Here is a 19,053-nt window from a genome sequence, read left to right as displayed (position 1 = left end):
GACATGGCAATCACAGCAGGAATGGTAAAAGAATTAAGAGAAATGACCGGAGCAGGCATGATGGACTGCAAAAAGGCGCTCACTGCTACTGAGGGCGATATGGACAAGGCTGTAGAATTCCTCAGAGAAAAAGGTCTCGCTACTGCACAGAAGAAAGCAGGCAGAATCGCAGCAGAAGGTCTCTGCAAGGTACTCGTATCTGAGGACGATAAGAAAGCGGTTGTTGTAGAGGTAAACGCTGAGACGGACTTTGTTGCAAAGAATGAAACCTTCCAGGCATATGTTGCAGAGGTAGCAGAGCAGGCTATGGCAACGGAAGCAGCAGATATAGAAGCATTTATGGCAGAGAAATGGCTGCCGGATACCAGCAAGACAGTTGCGGAAGCGCTGGCTGGCAAGATTGCGATCATCGGCGAGAACATGAACATCAGAAGATTCCAGAAAGTAGAAGAGGCAGACGGTTTCGTTGCTTCCTATACACATATGGGCGGCAAAATCGGTGTTCTGGTTGATGTTGTAACAGACGTAGTAAACGATGAAGTTAAAGAAATGGCCAAGAACGTTGCAATGCAGATCGCAGCGCTCAGACCGCAGTACACCAACAGAAGCGAAGTAAGCGAAGAGTATATTGCGCATGAGAAGGAAATCCTTCTGGCTCAGATCATGAACGATCCGAAGGAGTCCCAGAAGCCGCAGAAGGTAATCGACGGCATGATTAACGGACGTATCAACAAAGAACTGAAGGAAATCTGCCTGCTTGATCAGGTATATGTAAAAGCAGAGGACGGCAAACAGACCGTACAGGCTTATGTGGATTCTGTAGCAAAAGCAGCTGGCGCAAAGATCACCGTAAAAGGCTTTGTTCGTTTCGAGACCGGAGAAGGTATCGAGAAGAAGGAAGAAGATTTTGCGGCAGAAGTTGCAAAGCAGATGGCAGGTAAGTAAAAACTGGTGTTTTTGCAGTTTGCTTTTGAAAAGTATTTCTTCAACAGAGCGTATACTGGGAAGAAAAGATTTTTTGAAGCAAAATGGAAGGGTGGACAATATGAAAAATCCGAGAACATCAGGGCCTGTAAAAACAAGTTCAGTCCGTGCGGGCAACAGAAACGACATTTTATCGCCGTTGGATAATATTAATATTCCGGTAGGTAAGATGGATGAAAAGAGTAAAGTGATACCTCCGTCTGATGACGGCGCAATTGGCTGGATTAAGGGATAGCCGGGCTTATAAATAACAAGTATAAAACCACTGTATCATGTGATTGAAAGATCATATTTGATGCGGTGGTTTTTTAATACCAAATATGGGAGTAATGGTACAATTTATTAGTATATAATATAAGATATGGGTTTTTGTATACGAAAGATCATGTGTGGAGGGCGGAAACAAATGAAAGAAAACTATCTGGGAATGCTGCTGATATTAAAAAAGCGTATGAAATGTGCGGAGACGGGCGATAAGTGCCAGTTTAAGGTATTTGGACATTACGATGGCCTGGATATTCATCTGGTAGAGCAGTGGTATCAAATGCGGCCGCATGGAGTGAGAGAGCGGGAGGGAAATATTTCTTTAAAAGATGATTATCGAGATAAATACGTATTAAAGGTTTATTTTCCTGATGAGGATGAGATAAAAGGGCTTTGCGATTTGTCGAAGGAAAAGAAAAATCAAATGGATTATGATTCATGGAAAATTATAGCGCAGATTAAAGATGATGAACAGTCAGATCCTGATAAGCAGGAAAAATATAGAGGGCTCTGCTCGGAATATCCTTTTTTATCACTTGTATTTCTGAATGTATCGAAGCCAATGGTAAAACAGGCCAATCAACAGGCGGATAATAAGATGGATAAACTGCTGAGCCAGATAGGAAAGTGTATGATAGATGCAGCGGAGGGCGCAGGAATATTCCTGAGCGAGGTTCATGGAGCGGTGTTTCCTTCTTTTGGGTTTTGCGATTATGTGCTGCTTTTCCTCAGCAAAACGCCGGAGACGGTGATGGCGATTCTGGATCATCTGAAGGAGGCGAAGGTGCCGGGACAGAAGTTTCCGGCAATCTCAAGTTTTTATCCGCTAACAGGGTTTGAACCGCTGGGGCTTGAACAGATAAAAAAATCAAAGATAACAAATGTATGGATATCAATACGTGTGAATTTGCAGGAAGGGGTATCAAACAGACAATTCCAAAATGAAATAGAAACAATGAATGACGTGCCGGAAGAGTTGAAAAAAAGTAAGATTTATCATTTGTTTGGAAGCTCTGACTGTCTGGTGATGCCGGATGTTCTATTTGGAGACTGCATACCGCTATATTTTAATAGAGAAATTTTTGATCCTCAAAACAAAGTATTTTTTCAGAAGTATATTTGTAATATGCGTTCTTCTATCAGAATCGGTAACCAGAATGGTGGTGCTATGGAGCCTTCTTTGGCAGAAAGTGATGAGGACATAGAAAATCGAAAGAAAGAAAAAGAGGCGTACATACAAAGTTACGCAGCGGAGTTTAAAAAACTGATAGAAAAACTGGAAAAGAGCGCTGATGATTACAGGATACCGATTCGGGAGGTTTATGGGCTTCAGAATGTTATGAAATCTTTCCTGGACTTAATCCGATCTTCACATTGTTTTGATCTGCAAGAGGTAATTGGAAAAATGTTTGGTGCGCTGTCCAAGAATATTAACATTAATTTGGAGACTATTGAGCAGTTACACGAAATGGGAGGAAAAGAAAAAGAGAAAGAGGAAAGTATTGCGGATATGTGGAGCGCATTGGGGCTGTTCCGAAAGTATGTGGGCGATTACCTGAGTGATATGCGACGCTCAGACCGTTCGCTCATTGAGGGACATACGCTTGTTCATCAGTCAATAGGTTCATCTACAAAACTGCTGTTATTTTATAACCGGTTTGTCTCTGAAGTGGCGGAAAAGCTTGTTGAAAGTGAAGAGGATTCTAAAGAGCAGAAGTATGTTTTCCTTGTGACGAGCGGCGGAAGCGACGTGACAGCTGCGCATGACTTATTTTCGCATTTAGACCCGACGCTAGAGGGAAAGGAGGATATTATTGTTCTGACAATCCCGGAGATGAGCTTGTATGATATCAGAGGAACCATGTTTCGGCTTCTCCATGAATGCCTTCATTTTTGCGGAGAGAGAAAACGCGAGGAGAGATATGAGCTGGTTATTGATGCGGTGTCCGCCTATTCAGCAATGACATTTTGCAGATTTATTATAAAACAGATGGAGGATTTTCTTGATGAGAGCGTGTACCAGAATCTGACGCACATGTTTCCGGAGGAAACTTTGAAACAAGTGAGAGAAACCTGGGAGTCAGAAATACAAAAAGAAGCTGTAAAGGAGGAACAGCGTTTAAAGGAACATATAAAAGAGAATTTCCTGAAAAATATGGAAATGAGCCAAGAGGATTATTACGGCAGATACTTATATGAATTTATCGAGCTTGTTGCTGTACACGAAGTTTTTGTCCCGGTAGTGCCGATAAATGAGAAAGTGCGGGAGGACAGTCTCTTTTATTCGCTGTATGAAGCTTTTCTGAGGCTGAGAATAAGCTTATCGTCAAAGCTGACGGAAATACTAAGGCAGGAGCCGATGGAGATACCTTTTAGTAATGCTCAGTTTATTGAAAATATAGACAGAGAAAAGCTGGATATGCAAAAGCAGGGAAAATATGTCATAGAAGATCAGTGGTTTATAGACAGCTTTATGGAATATTACATGGGAAAACGAACGGAGGACCGCTATCTTCGGCTCGCGGAAACGGATAAAATAGGCTTTTCCGGTCTGGTGGAAACATTAAAGCTTATGTTTAAGGAATGCTATGCGGATTGTATGGCGGCGATAATTCTCGGAGCGGATATCACAGATATCATAATGGGAATTGCTTACGAAACATGGGATATCGAACGTGCTTTTCCGGCAACAGATTTTGAAAAGCTGCGCAGAATGGTGGAAATGGATGTCTTGTATAAGAAACCGGAGCTGGTTGAACAAGACATGAAGGAACGGATTGAATGCTGGCTTGAAAATGGGTATGAGACTCGCGCGTGTCAAAATGAAAATGACAGGGATATGTTATTTAAAAGAGTGATAGGAAATATTGGGAAGGAAGAACACGAGGCGTATGCCTGCCTGCTGGAACCTGTGGAGGAATATCTGAGAATATGCATTGAGAAGATGCAGGAAGAGCTGGGAAAATTTCAATATGAAAGAGAAATATTCAGGTATGCTGCTTTTGAGAACGAAGGAGATCTGCAGCTTTTTCTGAAGGAAATGAATTGTTCGTGGAAAAAATATGCGGGGGATGAAAAGAATGCTGGAGCTTAAAGAAATTCTTGGAGAAGATATTGATAGTGAAAATAAAAAGTATCTGCAAAATATGAGAAGAAAACTGGATGAAGATAAACTGACATGGATTCTGGGAGCGGGAATCAGCGTCCCGGCAGGGCTGCCCCAGTGGGATTTGCTGCTGATGAATATGTGGGGACTGCTGACAGAGGTCAACAGAACAGGAAGTCAGGCACCGGATGTATTTGAAGGTACCTATGATAAGTTGATGAGTGAGCTTAAGAGGGATTCTTCATATAAAAAAGAATATCTTGAAAAATTCACGGAAGAGATACGCGGAAAAGGAACTGGATATCTGGAAGGAATTAACGTACTTGAAGCGGCGGAATATTTATGGAATATCATAGAGGAAAAAAACATAGGAAGCCATCTTGAAAAAACAGATATGATGAATTTGAAATCTCTGATACAAGAAGCTTTGAGGCTTGGAATGCAATATTCGGCAGGTGATCTGGACAAGAAGGAAAGTGAGCTGCTCAAGGGGAAAATAGAGAATGAGTGCGCCGGTATTATTGCGAAAATTTTAGGACGGCACGGACAGGGGGAAGCAATCGTATACAATTTTGATGATCTGTTTGAATTTTGCCTGGAAAGGGTGGCAGGTCTGGAAGAAAAGGAAGTGTGGATCGGCTGCGATAATTGCCGGTATCCGGGAAATCAAAAGATACGTGTCTATCATCCGCATGGGAAAATTCATTTGTTTTCAGAATGGAAGCCAAGGGAATCAGATAATATTGTTCTGACAGAATCCAGCTATTATTCCATGGAAAGTAAGGTTTATAATTGGGCAAATTCTATACAGGCAAAAGCGCTTGCGGAAAAGTCCTGCGTATTTGTAGGATTTTCCGGGGCTGATTATAATTTTCGGAGAATTATCAAAAATTGCCACGAGCTAAAGGATGGGGAGGAAGCGAGACATTATATTTTTATTGGGATTAATTCTTTGGTGAAAAAAATTTTTGCAAATGCACTGAAAAAAGAGCATGAAATATCGGGGGAAACAGATACAGACAAGATACTTCGAAAGATATTCCGGGATCCATCTTATATATTTGAGCGGGTTCAGATGATTAATTTGTGTTTTGCCCAGCAAAGATACTGGAAAAAATACGGGATTGTGCCAATCTGGACAACCTATCATGAAATGCCAGGCCTGCTTAATACGCTGCTAAGCTGAAACCGCATTTTTACAAATCCCCATCATACATCTTCCGCAGCTCGGTCGGCGTAAATCCGGTGAGCTTTTTGAACATGCGCAGGAAGGACGAGAGGTTGGAGAAACCGCACTGCAGGGAGATCTCCAGCACTGAGAGATCTTTATGGACCAGAAGATGCTTTGCGTGAGCAATGCGCTTCTGGTTTAAATATTTATAAAAGGAGGTGTCGGCGTACTGCTTGAAAAGCCGCGTAAAGTGATACTTGCTGAAGCCTGCGAGGGAGGCGACTTCTTCCAGGGAGAGCGGCTCCGCATAATGCTCGTTGATATAGTTGCAGATAAAGAGAAATTTCTCCATATATTCCTGCTGTTTGTTGTTTTTTACTTCAAAATTGTGCTGGGTGATTTCTGCGTGATAACGCCCGATCAGAACCAGGATCTCCAGAAATTTGGAGTAGATGGAAGATTCTGTGTAGGGCAGGTTGCGGAAATACTCGTCCCGGATTTCCAGCATCAGCCGATGGATCTGACGGTGGATCTGCGGTGCTTCCTTCGGGCTGATTAAAATAGCAGGGCTGATCATGGCGATCACAAGATCCAGCTCCTGCAGATCGATCTGTGAGAGACTGGCAAGAAAAATAATCCGCGCGCCCGTTGGCGGCGAATACAGCTCATGGATGACGCCGGGGCAGATAATGATGATATCGCCCTCGTTCATCACATATTCTTTATCTCCGCAGTGCACGGTGTAGCCGTTCTTCGTTGGCATGATCAGCTCAAAAGGCGTATGCCAGTGCGGGGGATAATTTTCACACTCAGCATTATTGTGCAGACGGATCTGCATATCCTTTCTGTAATTTACCGTTTCGTGAAGTCCATTCAGATTTTCAATCATAAGCGCACATCCTTTGTATATCGGATTCTAATGTTTTGCTGCTCTCATACGTGCGTGAGCAGCAAAATTATGAGAAATTGCGGGATACATTCAATAATTATTTCTTAACTATAGCAAAATAATGGGAAAAAGGCAATGGATAATAAATAATTGCGAATAATTTCATCAGAATGGATAGGCATGGCCGATATATGGAAGCAATAATTCATAGCTGCTTAGCAACAATTACAAAGAAAAGCTACCGTTTCTTTGCTATATTGGTACTGAATTTAACGAGAAATTCCCGCAGTGCGGGGAAAGAAAGGTGCTTAGTAGTATGATTGAAATACTGAACGGCATGACAGAAACCATCAATTACCGGAATGCTCTGGACTTTCGGTTGTTTCATAACGTGGATTACGAGGATTATCCGACGCACTGGCATGTGGGGATCGAGATCCTGATGCCGGTGACGGAAAATTACGGGGTGATCGTGGAACAGAAAAAATATGTTCTGGAGAAAGGTGATATCCTGATCGTCAATTCGGGTGTGCCGCACGCACTGGAGGCACCGCCCACCGGAGAGCGTATCATTCTTCAATTTGACCCGGCGCTTTTGTATTCTCTGAAGGAGATGGAAACTCTGCTCTTGCTGTTTCCATCGGTTTTTTATGTCACAAAAGAGAATGAGCCGGAGCTGTATCCGCTTATCAGGGCGAAGATGGAAGAAATCATCCGGGAATACGACGGGCAGCAGTCGTTTGCCGGGGCACTGGTTTATGCATCGCTGATTGAAATGTTTGCCGGGATCGGCCGCATGATCAGGGAACGGAGCATAGAGGCTGAGATGCGCGATATGCGGCGCAGCAAGCATGACCGGCAGTGGGAGTATCAGGAGGTGGCGATGAAGGCGTGCAATTATATCAATCAGCATTTCCAGGAGAAGCTCACACTGGAGGAGACGGCGAAGATCGTAGGCTTTTCCAAATACCATTTTACCAGGGTATTTAAGAAATATATGAATATGACATTTTATGAGTATCTTAATAAAAAGAGAGTAAAATGTGCGGAGGGGCTTCTTTACAACACGGAGATGAGTATCACCGATGTGGCAATGAATTCCGGGTTTTCCTCGATGAGCTCTTTCGACAGGACGTTCAAGGCGCTCAACAGATGCTCACCAAGCGAATTTCGTGAAGCGATTCTGGACAGGGTCAGAGAAAAGGGCACAAACTCGTATATGTAACATATTACGGCTGTGCCCTTCGGCTTATAATGCGAAACTCAGCCGCGGCAGCCCTCGTAGAGAACCCAGTCGAAATCGGCGTGATTGCCGGAGGACTGGTGGTTGGAGGAAGCGTACATACCAAGATACGTGCCGGTGAATCCCTCGTTTACCAGGGAGCTTAAGAGCGTCGGATCGGCATTTTCGTACAGCGGCAGGAAGGTCTGGTCGTCGCAGCCGTAGTAAAAATGATAGCCCTCCTCTGTGGCGGCAATGGTAAGGTAGATCCGTTCCTCCCGCGGAAGATCACATTTTGCAAGGATGGTGTCCGCGTGGTTTTTGCAGGAGACGAGCTTTAAGATGCGTGTGCCGTTTTCCATTCCGATCGTAAAACGATAGTGGTAGCGGTCGTCCTGGACGGCGGCAAGCCCGGCTTCCTCAGAAGCAGTTTCCGGCAGAAAATCAACGGCAGCCTGCATACGGAAAGCACTGTGCTGCTGGCGGCGTCCGACAAAGGCAGGCGTGCAGATTTCACTTAATACCTCTGGCAAAAGGTGAAGGCGCAGGCAGCCGGGGCGCTCGGTAAGTGAATAAAACGGCTTATCGGCGGGATGGATGGTATTCCAACGCATGTGAAGCCGCGGCGTCTCGAAATTGTCACTGAAAAATTCCGGCTTCGGCAGAAATACCGGCAGATCCGGGCGGCGCTCGGTGCGGTTCACAAGACCGTTTTCCGTATCTGCGCGCAGCCAGCCGTCTGCATCCCAGATAACCGGAATGAGGAAGGTCTCGCGGCCGAGATTAAAATGTGCATCCCTGTACGGGCGCACGCCGAGCAGTACCATCCACCATTCGCCGCGCTGCGTCTGAACAATATCCGCGTGACCGACGACAGAAATTTCATGCTCCAGAGAGAGGTGTCGGTGCGTTATAATAGGATTGCGGGGGCAGATTTCGTATTCGCCGTCAATCGTGCGGCTTCTCGCCATCATGACAGAGTGGTTAGTGAAGGTGCCGCCTTCGGCAACGATCAGGTAATAATAGCCGTTTTCAAAATAAATATGCGGCGCCTCGATCCATTTGCTACGGGAGGTAAAGCCGTTCCAGATGGTTTTGCGCTCGCCCTTAAACTGGAAGGTTTCCGGGTCCAGTTCACACAGATAAATTCCGTGATGTCCCTCGTAGAGAGCCTCCGGGCAGATATAATTTCCGGCATACCATACGCGGCCGTCCGCGTCAAAGAAAATGCTTGAATCAATGCCGTCCGCGCCCTCGATAAAATGGGCTTTGCTCCAGGGACCGGCAGGGTCTTTGGACGTGATGATATAGTTGTCGCGGCGTGCCTCACGTCCCTCGGAAACGAAGGTGTTAATAATATAATAAGTGCCTTCGTGGTAGCGGATGGTCGGCGCCCACAGACCGAGCGAGGTTTCGCAGTTTTTGTAATCAAGCTGGTCGGGTGAGGAAATGCCGTGCCCGATCTGTTCCCAGTGGATCAGATCACGGCTGTGGAACACCGGGATGCCGGGGAAGTAGACGAAGGAAGAAGTTACCATATAATAATCGTCTCCTACGCGGCAGATGGATGGATCGGGATAAAATCCGCTGAGGATGGGGTTTTCAAAAGTTTGTTTCATAGTGGATGACACCTCCTGATTATATTGTATGTGAAAAGTATAACATAAGTGGCGGGAGGATTCCTGTGAATAATTGCGGAAAATAGAAAAATAATTGCGAAAGGGGAATGAGCAATGAAAAATAATCTGAGACTTCCGAAGATTTTTGGGGAAGGCTGCGTGCTGCAGCAGGGTGAAAACACACGGATATGGGGCTGGGGCGCGCCGGGATCGCGTGTGAGGATTTTGCTGAGAGAGCAGCGGTGCACGGCAGATTTAGCCTTTCAACGGCGCCGGCCAGATATCGTGCTGCCTGGAACAGAGGAAGTCTGCCAGCCGGATGATGGGCACGCGGGAATGATGGAGGATACCGTTCTGTTCACTGCGGAAGCATTTTGCGGCGCGGATGGGCGCTTTGAGACATGCTTTTTGAAGCTTGCGGCGGGCGGTCCGTTTGTCCTGGAGCTTGCCGGGGAGGATGGGCAATCGCTGCAGGTGCGCGAGGTATACGTCGGGGATGTGTTTGTCTGCGGCGGTCAGTCGAACATGGAGCTGCCGATGCGTCGGGTGCGCGTGCGTTTCCCGGAGGAATTCTGTGCTGGCGGCGCGCCGTTTATTTTACATATCTACAAAGTGACAGAGCACTATGATTTTGACGCTCCGCTCACCGATCACATGCAGGCGTCCTGGCAGGCGGCTGTGCGGGAAAACCTGGAGGAGCTTTCTGCATTTTCCTATTTCTTTGGAAAGGAAATCGCGCTGCAGCGCGGGATACCGGTCGGTATATTGAATTTAAGCCTCGGCGGAACGCCGGTGGAAGCGTGGACGAGCAGAGAGGGCTTAAAGGACAGCCCGGAATATCTGAAAATCACCGATCATTTCCGGGATATAAATTTTTGCAAAAATCTGCTTGCAAAAAAAGAGCGGCAGGAGCAGAATTGGTATGATTCTCTTTGCAGACAGGAGGAAGAACGGGGCAAAAAAGAAGACTGGCAGCCGATCACATTGCCGTGCGAGTTTAAGGATACGCTGCTTGCAGATTTTTGTGGAAGTCTCCTGCTTCGGAAGAAATTTATGGTTTCGCAGGAGCAGGCGGGCAGAGCGGGTGTACTGCGCTTTGGCACGCTGGTGGACAGCGACGAGATGTTTCTGAACGGTGTGAAAATCGGGGAAACAGGATACCAGTATCCGCCCAGGCGTTATCCGGTGCCGGAGGGCCTGCTGCGTGAGGGCGAAAACACGCTGGAAATCCGTCTCATCTGCCGCTATGGAACCGGCAGGGTGACGCCGGGCAAGGCGCTGGATATTATCTGGGAGGATGTGTGCAGAGACAGCTGGATACCGGAAACGGAGCGTGCGGCTTTCAAAGCAAAGAAAACGCAGACGGACGCAATGCGCACAGAAGATGTGCATCCCGCTCGCATCGCGCTTGACGGCGCATGGGAGTACCGAATCCTTGCCGCAAGCGAACCGGCGCCGGAGCAGGTGTTTTTAAACCGCACACCGACTGGGCTGTACAATGGGATGGTCGCGCCCTGCCAGCCGTACACGGTGAGCGCCGCCGTCTGGTACCAGGGCGAGTCGAACGACAGCCATCCGGCGGATTATGCGAAGCTGCTTGGCGGAATGATCTTTGACTGGAGACGCGGCTTTCGAAACCGGGAGCTTCCGTTTGTGGTGGTGCAGCTTCCGAACTGCGGCGTGGACATTGCGCCGGGCGACGCCTGGCCGCGTATCCGCGAGGCGCAGCTTTTAGCGGAGCGCATTCCGTATGTCGCTGTGACGGTAAATCTTGATCTCGGCGAGGATAATGATCTGCACCCGCTGAATAAAAAAGCGGTCGCGCAGCGGGCGGCTCTGGCGGTGCGCAGTCTTGTGTACAGAGAAGATGTATGCTGGCAGGGGCCGCGTCTGCAGGCGGTGAGCAGGCAGGGAAACAGTGTGCGCCTAACGTTTCGTCAGGGCGGCTGCCCGGCGGATCCCGGACACGCAGCAGGATGCTGCCGCGTATTCCTTCGGGAATCCGGCGCGAGTGAGAGGGAAAATCCGCGCCTGTTCGAGCTTGCCGGAAGCGACGGCGTCTATTATCCGGCGGAGGTGGAAATCGATGGAAACATTGTCCGGCTGCGCAGCGGTCAGGTAAAGGAGCCGTGCGCTGTGCGCTATGCCTGGGCGGACGCGCCGGGAAAATATTTGCTGTATGGGGAAAACGGGCTTTGCGCAGCGCCGTTTTCCGTGAGGCCTGGCGCGCAACATAGCTGACAAATTTTATACAGTAAAATGAAATGATTCTTAAATGAGCAAAAGGAGAAGATGGATGATGCTGTTTAATGATGGATGGGAATTTAGCAGGCAGCCTCTGCACACGACACTTTCGGAAATGAAGGAGCGGGAGCAGGCGTTTTCACCGGTTGGACTGCCGCATGACTGGCTGATCTATGACACGGATCATCTTTATGAGGACAGTACCGGCTGGTACCGCAAGCGTTTTACGATAGAAAAAGAGGAGCAGAGATTTGTGTTTTTGCGCTTCGACGGCATCTACATGGACAGCCGTGTTTATGTGAACGGCGTGCAGGCGGGTGAGTGGAAGTACGGCTATACCGCATTTGAGCTGGATATTACGCCGCTTTTGAAAAATGGAGAAAATGAAATCTGGGTTTCGGTGGATTTCCAGGCGCCCAACAGCCGCTGGTACTCCGGTGCGGGTATTTACCGCAATGTGTGGCTGAAAAAGCTGCCGCAGGAGCATCTTGTGTCTGATGGGATCTATTTTCATGCCGAGCCGGAGGACGGCGCGGTCTGCATTGCCTGTGCCGGATCAGAAGCGACAGGAAACGACTGCGACCGATCGCAGGAGATGGCGGCAGGAAACGACCCTGAAAGCGCAGAAAAAACTGCCATCTGGAACATCGACCTTGACGTGGAGGCTTTTGGCAGCGGTCTTACCGTGACGGCGGAGCTTCTGGATGTATCCGGCGCCGCGTTCCCGGTGCGGCAGGGCACATGGAGCATTCAACCGAAGGAGGGACAGACTGGCGTCTCGGTTCACAGCGTCCGCCTGCTGGCGGAGCAGCCAAAGCTCTGGGATGTGGAAAACCCGAATCTCTATATTCTGCGCGTGAGCCTCTTTAAGGGAGAGAAGCTTCTGCAGACGGAGGAGCAGCGGGTAGGCTTCCGCACGATCGCCTACCGGCCGGACGGGGGATTTTTTCTCAACGGCAGGCATTTGAAGCTGAATGGTGTCTGCGAGCACCACGACCTGGGCTGTCTGGGAGCGGCTTTCCATGAGCAGGCGATGCGCCGGAAATTTGCGATCATCAAAGAGATGGGCGCAAATGCCGTGCGCTTTGCGCACAACATGCCGGCGAAGGAAGCGATGGAGCTGGCGGATGAGATGGGGCTTCTGGTGATTTCCGAGGCGTTCGACATGTGGGAATCCTCTAAGACGCCGTATGATTATGGGCGCTTTTTCCCGGAATGGTACGAGCGCGATGTGGCAAGCTGGATCCGCCGTGATCGCAACCATCCGAGCGTGATTATGTGGTGCGTTGGAAACGAGATCCACGACACCCACGCCGGGGAACGGGGAAAGAAGTGGATGGAAACGCTGATGGCGGAAGTGAAAAAGCACGATCCGAGGCAGAATGCGCCGACCACGCTTGCTTCAAACTATATGCCGTGGGAGAATACGCAGAAATGTGCGGACGTCATTAAGCTGATCGGTTACAACTACGGGGAAAAATATTACGATAGCCATCACGCGCAGCACCCCGACTGGATCATCTACGGAAGCGAGACCTCTTCGGTGGTGCAGAGCCGTGGAATTTACCATTTCCCCTACAAAAAGTTCGTGCTTGCGGACGACGATGAGCAGTGCTCGGCGCTTGGCAATTCCACGACGAGCTGGGGTGCAAAATCGGCGGAGGCGTGCGTGATCGCGGAGCGTGACCGCGCGTATTCCTGCGGGCAGTTTTTGTGGAGCGGCTTTGATTATATCGGCGAGCCGACGCCGTATCACACCCGCAATTCCTACTTCGGGCAGATCGATACGGCGGGATTTCCGAAGGATCCGTACTATCTCTATCAGGCGGAGTGGTCCGGTGCAGACGCGAAGCCGATGGTGCACCTGTTCCCGTACTGGGATTTCAACGAGGGACAGCTTGTGGATGTGCGCGCGTACACCAACGCTCCGAAGGTGGAGCTGTTTCTGAACGGAAGGAGCTGCGGCGTCTGCGAGATCGATCACGCGCACGGGACGACGCTCTCCGGCAACTGGCAGGTTCCTTACGAAAAAGGGGAAATCCGGGCAATCGCCCGCGATGAAAACGGAAACGTTCTGGCGGAAGATGCGCACCACTCCTTTGGGGAGGCGGCGAACATTGTGCTGACACCGGAGAAAGAGACGCTGCGGGCAGACGGGCATGCCCTCTTGTTTCTGCAGATTTCCATGACGGACGCGGACGGTTATCCGGTGGAAAATGCCAATAACCGCGTGCAGGTAACGGTGACGGGCGCCGGGGCGCTGGTCGGCTGCGACAACGGCGACAGCACGGAGACGGACGGCTACAAGATGGGCTGCCGCAGACTGTTTGGCGGAAAGCTGCTGGCGGTCGTGAAGGCAGGCACACAGGCAGGCGAGATGCGCGTGCAGGTGTCCTCGCCGGGATTGCCGGAGGCCAGTCTTACTGTTCTGGTAAAGGAGGGCGTTGTGGTACCAGGGATCGCCCCGGAAGCATATCTTGCAGAAATCCCGGCGCGCGAAAACATTGCGAAGCAGCAAACGACGGCCGGGGATCTGGCAGGCGCTTGCCTGAAATCGGAAAGCGGAGCAGAAAAAACATGGGCTGCCGGCCGAAAAGCCGCCGGGATCCCTGTGCGTAATATCCGCCTGACGAGCAGCGCAGGCAATCTGCTTTCCACGGAAATCCCGGAGACGGCGGTGACGGCACAGATCTGCCCGGAAAATGCTGACGACCAGGAAGTAATCTGGAGGATCGTGGACGATGCAGGCATTCCGTCGCCGCTCGCCGAGCTGCAGGCGGACGGAAAGACGGCGCATGTGCGCGCGAAGAGCGACGGAAGCTTCCGCCTGCGCTGCATGTCGCGCTGCGGAACGGGGAAGGTGCGCATTATCTCCCAGATAGAATTTACAGTTAGCGGGCTTGGAAAAGCGTTCCGCGATCCCTATTCGTTTGTGAGCGGCGGTCTTTACGACTACAGCAAAGGGGAGGCCGGAAACGGCAACGAACACGGTGTCGCTACCGCGCGCGACGGCGAGACGCAGGTGGGCTACCGCGAGCTGGATTTTGGCTTTGAAGGCTCCGACGAGATCTGCCTGCCGATTTTCGCACTCTCCGATGAGCCTTATGAAATTAAGATTTACGAGGGAATGCCGGGAGAGCCGGGGGCGGAGCTGATCGCGGACGTCATCTACCAGAAGCCGTCCATCTGGAACACCTACCAGGAGGAAACCTACCGCTTAAACAAATGGCTGCGCGGTGTCACCAGTATTTGCTTCGTGCTGCAGAAAAAAATTCATCTGAAGGGCTTTTCCTTTGTGAAGAAAAACCGCGCCTTCGAAAAGCTGGCGGCAGTACAGTGTGATCAGATTTACGGCGACAGCTTTACCGTGGCGGACGGGCAGGTGCGTGAAATCGGCAACAACGTAACTCTGGAATTCCACGATCTGGATTTTGGACAGGGGGGAACCGCCGGAATCACCATCTGCGGAAGTACGCCGCATGAGAAAAATACCATTGTCCTGCGCTTTTCCTCGGAAGCGGGGGAGGAGACGCGGATGCTGGAATTTGTGCAGGGCGAACCGGTGCAGACCTTTGCCCTTGACAATATTTGCGGAAAGCAGACTGTACGATTTGTATTCCTTCCCGGAAGCTGTTTTGACTTTGAATGGATGAAGTTTAAAAAATAACCAAATAACGCTGATTTTGCTTTTTCCCATCCGATGCTGTCGGGTGGGAAAAGTGCTTTTTGCACAAAAATAGAGCAAAAATTTTGTGATTGATGCACAATACGGATAGGAAAGAGACAAAATAGGAGCAATATATGCGCAACGAAAAGCAATATATTTGATGCAAAGAGCATGAATTTGACATATAATGAACCCACCAAAAGCGGAAAATGTGCAACACGACGAAAAAAGAAGGGCTGAAAGAGAAAAAAAGGAGAGTGATGTAGCAAAATGGCACAAACGAAAGCAAAAAAAGAAAAGCTTAAGCATGACGAATCGCTGCTTCGCCATGTGAAAAAGAATTGGAAGCTTTATACGTTTCTGATTCTTCCGATTCTGTACTACGTTATTTTCAAGTACATCCCGATGCTTGGAAATATCATAGCCTTCCGCCGCTATAAAGGCGGACCGAACATCTTCGGTGAAAGATGGGTTGGATTCCGTTACTTTGAACAGTTCCTGACAGACAGCAACTTCTGGCAGGCATTCTGGAACACCCTTCGCTTAAGTATCGGATATCTGCTTGTACGTTTTCCGGCAACATTGATTTTCGCACTGTTAATCAATGAAATCAGAACAAAATGGTGGAAGAAGATCGTGCAGACGATTTCCTACCTGCCGCACTTTATTTCTCTGGTAGTTGTCTGCGGTATGGTAAAAGAGCTTCTTTCCTCCACCGGTCCGATCAACACGCTGCTGGCGTCCCTTGGACTGGACAAGATCGCATTTATGTCAGAACCGGCATGGTTCGATACCGTGTACATAGGGTCCGGCATCTGGCAGGCGTTGGGATGGGGCACGATCCTCTACCTTACGGCGATGACAAACATCGACCCGGGTCTTTATGAGGCGGCGGAAATGGACGGCGCAAACCGGTTCCAGCAGACCATCCATGTAACAATTCCGGGCATCCTTCCGACGATCATGACGCTGCTCATTATGGATATCGGAAACATCATTACCGCGAGCAACATGCAGAAGATCCTGCTTTTGTACAACCCGCTCACACAGTCCCGCGCGGACATCATCGATACACTGGTATACCGCATGGGTATTTCGGGAGGAAACTTCAGCTATGCGTCGGCGGTTGGCCTGTTCTCCGCAGTTATTGGTCTGGTGCTGGTAACATCGGCGAACTATCTGTCAAAGAAGCTGACAGAAACATCACTGTGGTAGAAGGGAGAAAGGACAGATGGAAAATTCAAAAATCAAGGTTTCAACGGGATACCGCGTATTCCAGGTGATTAATACCATCATCATGATTCTGGTCGTGTTTGCTACCTTATATCCGTTCATATATCTGGTAGCGCAGTCCTTCAGCAGTGACACGGCAGTTGCCGCCGGAGAGGTTACCTTTCTCCCGGTAGGATTTACGACCGCCACTTACAAATATCTGCTCAGCGACAACCGGTTCTTCCGTTACTACGGAAACACCATCATATATTCCGTGATCGGTACGGCAATTTCGGTATTCGGAACGGCGCTGCTCGCCTACCCGCTTTCGAAATCAAAGCTTCGCCTGAATAAGTTTTTCACACCGTTCGTTGTATTTACGATGTATTTCACCGGCGGTCTGATCCCGAACTATATTCTTGTTACACAGTGGCTGCATCTTGGCAACACCATCTGGGCGGTAGTGCTTCCGGGCGCGATCAGCACCTTCAACCTGCTGCTTATGAAATCCTTCTTCGCCGGACTTCCGGAGGAGCTGGAGGAGGCTGCCTCCATCGACGGCATGGGCGTTTACGGAATCTTTATAAAGATCATCCTGCCGCTCTCCAAGCCGATCCTGGCAACGATGACGCTGTTTTATCTGGTTGGTCTGTGGAATGAATGGTTCGGTCCGTTCCTTTACTTAGACGACGATGCCCTGAAGCCAATCTCGCTGTGGGTACGCCAACTCGTAGAGGGCGCAAACAATGTGGACATCGGTTCCAGCGGAGAGGCAAGCAGCGTGCAGGCAACGCTGAAATCCGCAACAATGGTACTGACATCTCTGCCGATCATCTGCGTATATCCGTTTGTACAGAAATACTTTGTACAGGGTATGACGATGGGTGCGGTAAAAGGTTAAACATGTTATACAAAGCACAGAGATGCTTTTATAAATAAAACAAGGAGGAAAGAAGTATGAACAAAAAATTAATGGCACTGACAATGGCGGCAGCTATGGTTGGCGCAGTGGGATGCGTAACGGCATCCGCAGAGGAGGCGGAGGGCTACACCTACGGTGTGGACACGACCTTCCATTCCGACGAACCGGTAACGTATACCATGATGTTCTCTGATCATGAGAACTATCCGCTGGATGAGAACTGGCGTCTCTGGAGCGCGATCGAGGAGAGAACGAACGTTACCTTCGACCTTACTTCCGTAGCAAGAACAGACTACAACGATAAGGTATCCGCTATGGTAAACAGCGGAAGCGCTCCGTACATCATTCCGAAGATCTATGATTCTTCACCCTACGAGGACAGCGGTCAGGTCGTTGCGATCAGCGACTGGGTACAGTATATGCCGAACTACTCCAAGCAGGTAGAGGAGTGGGGCATGGAAGAGGACCTGAAGCAGATTTACGCAGCCGATGGTAAATATTACCGTCTTCCGGGTATGTGGGAAGAAGTGGCAGGCGGCTACTCTCTCATCATCCGCAAGGATATCTTCGAGGCGGCAGGCGTTGACATGAGCACAGAGCCGACCTGGACATGGGAAGATTTCTATGAGGCGCTGAAGCTGGTGCAGGAATACACCGGAAAAGACAACATCTGGTCCGACCAGTTCCAGTTTGGCTGCACAATGAACATCGCGGCAATTACCTATAATGTAACGGCTGGTAACTCCCAGGACGGCGGCGACTGGGGACTGAAGGACGGTACAAAATTCAACTTTGACACCAACGAATTCTATTTCGCAGATACAACAGAAGAGTACAAAGAGTTCCTGACATACTTCCACAAGCTGTATGAGGAAGGTATCCTGGATCCGGAAACCTTTACACAGGATTCCACACAGGCACAGGCGAAATTCTTCCGCGGCGACTCCTATGTGCTGGCATCCAACTATCAGATCCTGTCTGATATCATTGCGAACAACAAGGTAACAGATGAAGGCGCAGAGCTGTACTTCATGACCACACCGTCAGGTCCGGCAGGCAATGTGAAGGTTTCCAGCGGCGCAGGACGTCTGGAGAACGGTATTATGATCAGCACAAACGCGCTGAATGAGCTGGGCGAAGAAGAATTCATCAAGATGCTTCGCTTCATCGACTGGCTGTGGTACTCCGATGAAGGTCACGAGCTGAGCCAGTGGGGCGTTGAGGGCGAGACCTATACAAAGGATGCTGACGGAAATATCGTACTCAATGAGGACATTTACTACAACGGCTTCAATGCAGGCGCAGAGAAGCAGCTCAACGTAGACTATGGCTTTGGCGGCGGTGTATTTGCATACGGCGGAAATACCTTCATCCAGCTCTCCAAGTTTACCGAGGGTGAAAAAGAGTGGAACGAGAGAATCAATGCAAATAAGGAACCGGTACAGCTTATGCCGCCGGTACTGGCAGACGAGCTTCAGAAGGAAGACCTGAACCTTATCAAGGTTCCGCTGATGGATTATGTAAATACCTCCGCGCTGGAGTTCATCACCGGCAAGAAGGACCTCGATGCAGACTGGGATGCTTATGTAACAGAGTGTATGGACAATCTGAAAGCATCTAAGTACGTAGAGATGGTTAATGAAATTTTCAATGATACAAAGGATGTGCTTGGATACTAAGCAATAGCAGTAGGATGCTGAGCCATTAAAGCAGGGGCTGCCGCGGGAGACTGCGGCAGCCTCTTGTATCTCAT

The 19,053-nt window shown here is 49.3% G+C and carries 12 protein-coding genes; 10 read left to right on the top strand and 2 right to left on the bottom strand.

Annotated elements, in window-relative coordinates; translation table 11 throughout:
- The first annotated feature begins 3 nt into the window (after positions 1-3).
- From tsf to ACLU9Q_RS09120, 4 genes are all read left to right on the top strand, one after another.
- On the top strand, positions 4-945 hold the full coding sequence (gene tsf, locus ACLU9Q_RS09135; RefSeq protein ID WP_296835858.1) for a translation elongation factor Ts: 942 nt from the start codon (positions 4-6) through the stop codon (positions 943-945).
- Positions 908-1,219, top strand: coding sequence for a hypothetical protein (locus tag ACLU9Q_RS09130; RefSeq protein WP_296906733.1), 312 nt, complete (start codon positions 908-910; stop codon positions 1,217-1,219). Before tsf ends, ACLU9Q_RS09130 begins: the two co-directional genes overlap by 38 nt.
- A gap of 171 nt (positions 1,220-1,390) precedes the next feature.
- Entirely contained in the window at positions 1,391-4,342 is a 2,952-nt protein-coding gene (locus ACLU9Q_RS09125) for a hypothetical protein (RefSeq protein WP_296835863.1), read from the top strand.
- Entirely contained in the window at positions 4,329-5,540 is a 1,212-nt protein-coding gene (locus ACLU9Q_RS09120; RefSeq protein ID WP_296835866.1) for an SIR2 family protein, read from the top strand. The genes ACLU9Q_RS09125 and ACLU9Q_RS09120 overlap by 14 nt, the downstream gene beginning before the upstream one ends.
- A gap of 10 nt (positions 5,541-5,550) precedes the next feature.
- Here the strand turns inward: ACLU9Q_RS09120 and ACLU9Q_RS09115 are convergent, their stop codons facing one another.
- A complete protein-coding gene (locus tag ACLU9Q_RS09115; RefSeq protein ID WP_296835868.1) occupies positions 5,551-6,414 on the bottom strand; it encodes a helix-turn-helix domain-containing protein in 864 nt (287 codons plus the stop codon).
- Positions 6,415-6,730: 316 nt separating this feature from the next.
- Between ACLU9Q_RS09115 and ACLU9Q_RS09110 the strand changes: the two genes are divergently transcribed.
- On the top strand, positions 6,731-7,639 hold the full coding sequence (locus ACLU9Q_RS09110; protein WP_296906725.1) for an AraC family transcriptional regulator: 909 nt from the start codon (positions 6,731-6,733) through the stop codon (positions 7,637-7,639).
- Positions 7,640-7,677: 38 nt separating this feature from the next.
- On the opposite strand, the gene ACLU9Q_RS09105 is transcribed toward ACLU9Q_RS09110, so the two are convergent.
- A complete protein-coding gene (locus ACLU9Q_RS09105; protein WP_296835873.1) occupies positions 7,678-9,255 on the bottom strand; it encodes a glycoside hydrolase family 43 protein in 1,578 nt (525 codons plus the stop codon).
- 114 nt (positions 9,256-9,369) lie between these two features.
- Here ACLU9Q_RS09105 and ACLU9Q_RS09100 point away from each other — a divergent pair, with 114 nt between their 5' ends.
- The 5 genes from ACLU9Q_RS09100 (at position 9,370) to ACLU9Q_RS09080 (ending at position 18,979) form a co-directional block, all read left to right on the top strand.
- Positions 9,370-11,496, top strand: coding sequence for a sialate O-acetylesterase (locus tag ACLU9Q_RS09100; RefSeq protein WP_302592165.1), 2,127 nt, complete (start codon positions 9,370-9,372; stop codon positions 11,494-11,496).
- 55 nt (positions 11,497-11,551) lie between these two features.
- Positions 11,552-15,166 (top strand): glycoside hydrolase family 2 TIM barrel-domain containing protein, encoded by a 3,615-nt coding sequence (locus ACLU9Q_RS09095; protein ID WP_296835879.1) that lies wholly within the window; start codon positions 11,552-11,554, stop codon positions 15,164-15,166.
- 270 nt (positions 15,167-15,436) lie between these two features.
- Entirely contained in the window at positions 15,437-16,381 is a 945-nt protein-coding gene (locus tag ACLU9Q_RS09090; protein ID WP_296835883.1) for an ABC transporter permease, read from the top strand.
- Positions 16,382-16,397: 16 nt separating this feature from the next.
- Positions 16,398-17,279, top strand: coding sequence for a carbohydrate ABC transporter permease (locus ACLU9Q_RS09085; protein ID WP_296835884.1), 882 nt, complete (start codon positions 16,398-16,400; stop codon positions 17,277-17,279).
- A 56-nt stretch (positions 17,280-17,335) separates the two neighbouring features.
- Entirely contained in the window at positions 17,336-18,979 is a 1,644-nt protein-coding gene (locus tag ACLU9Q_RS09080) for an extracellular solute-binding protein (protein WP_296835887.1), read from the top strand.
- Positions 18,980-19,053 lie beyond the last annotated feature (74 nt).

This window comes from Marvinbryantia sp. (assembly GCF_047017445.1).
Lineage (GTDB): Bacteria > Bacillota > Clostridia > Lachnospirales > Lachnospiraceae > Marvinbryantia.
Note: the sequence above shows the minus strand (reverse complement) of the source record. Positions and strands in the feature narration are given on the sequence as shown.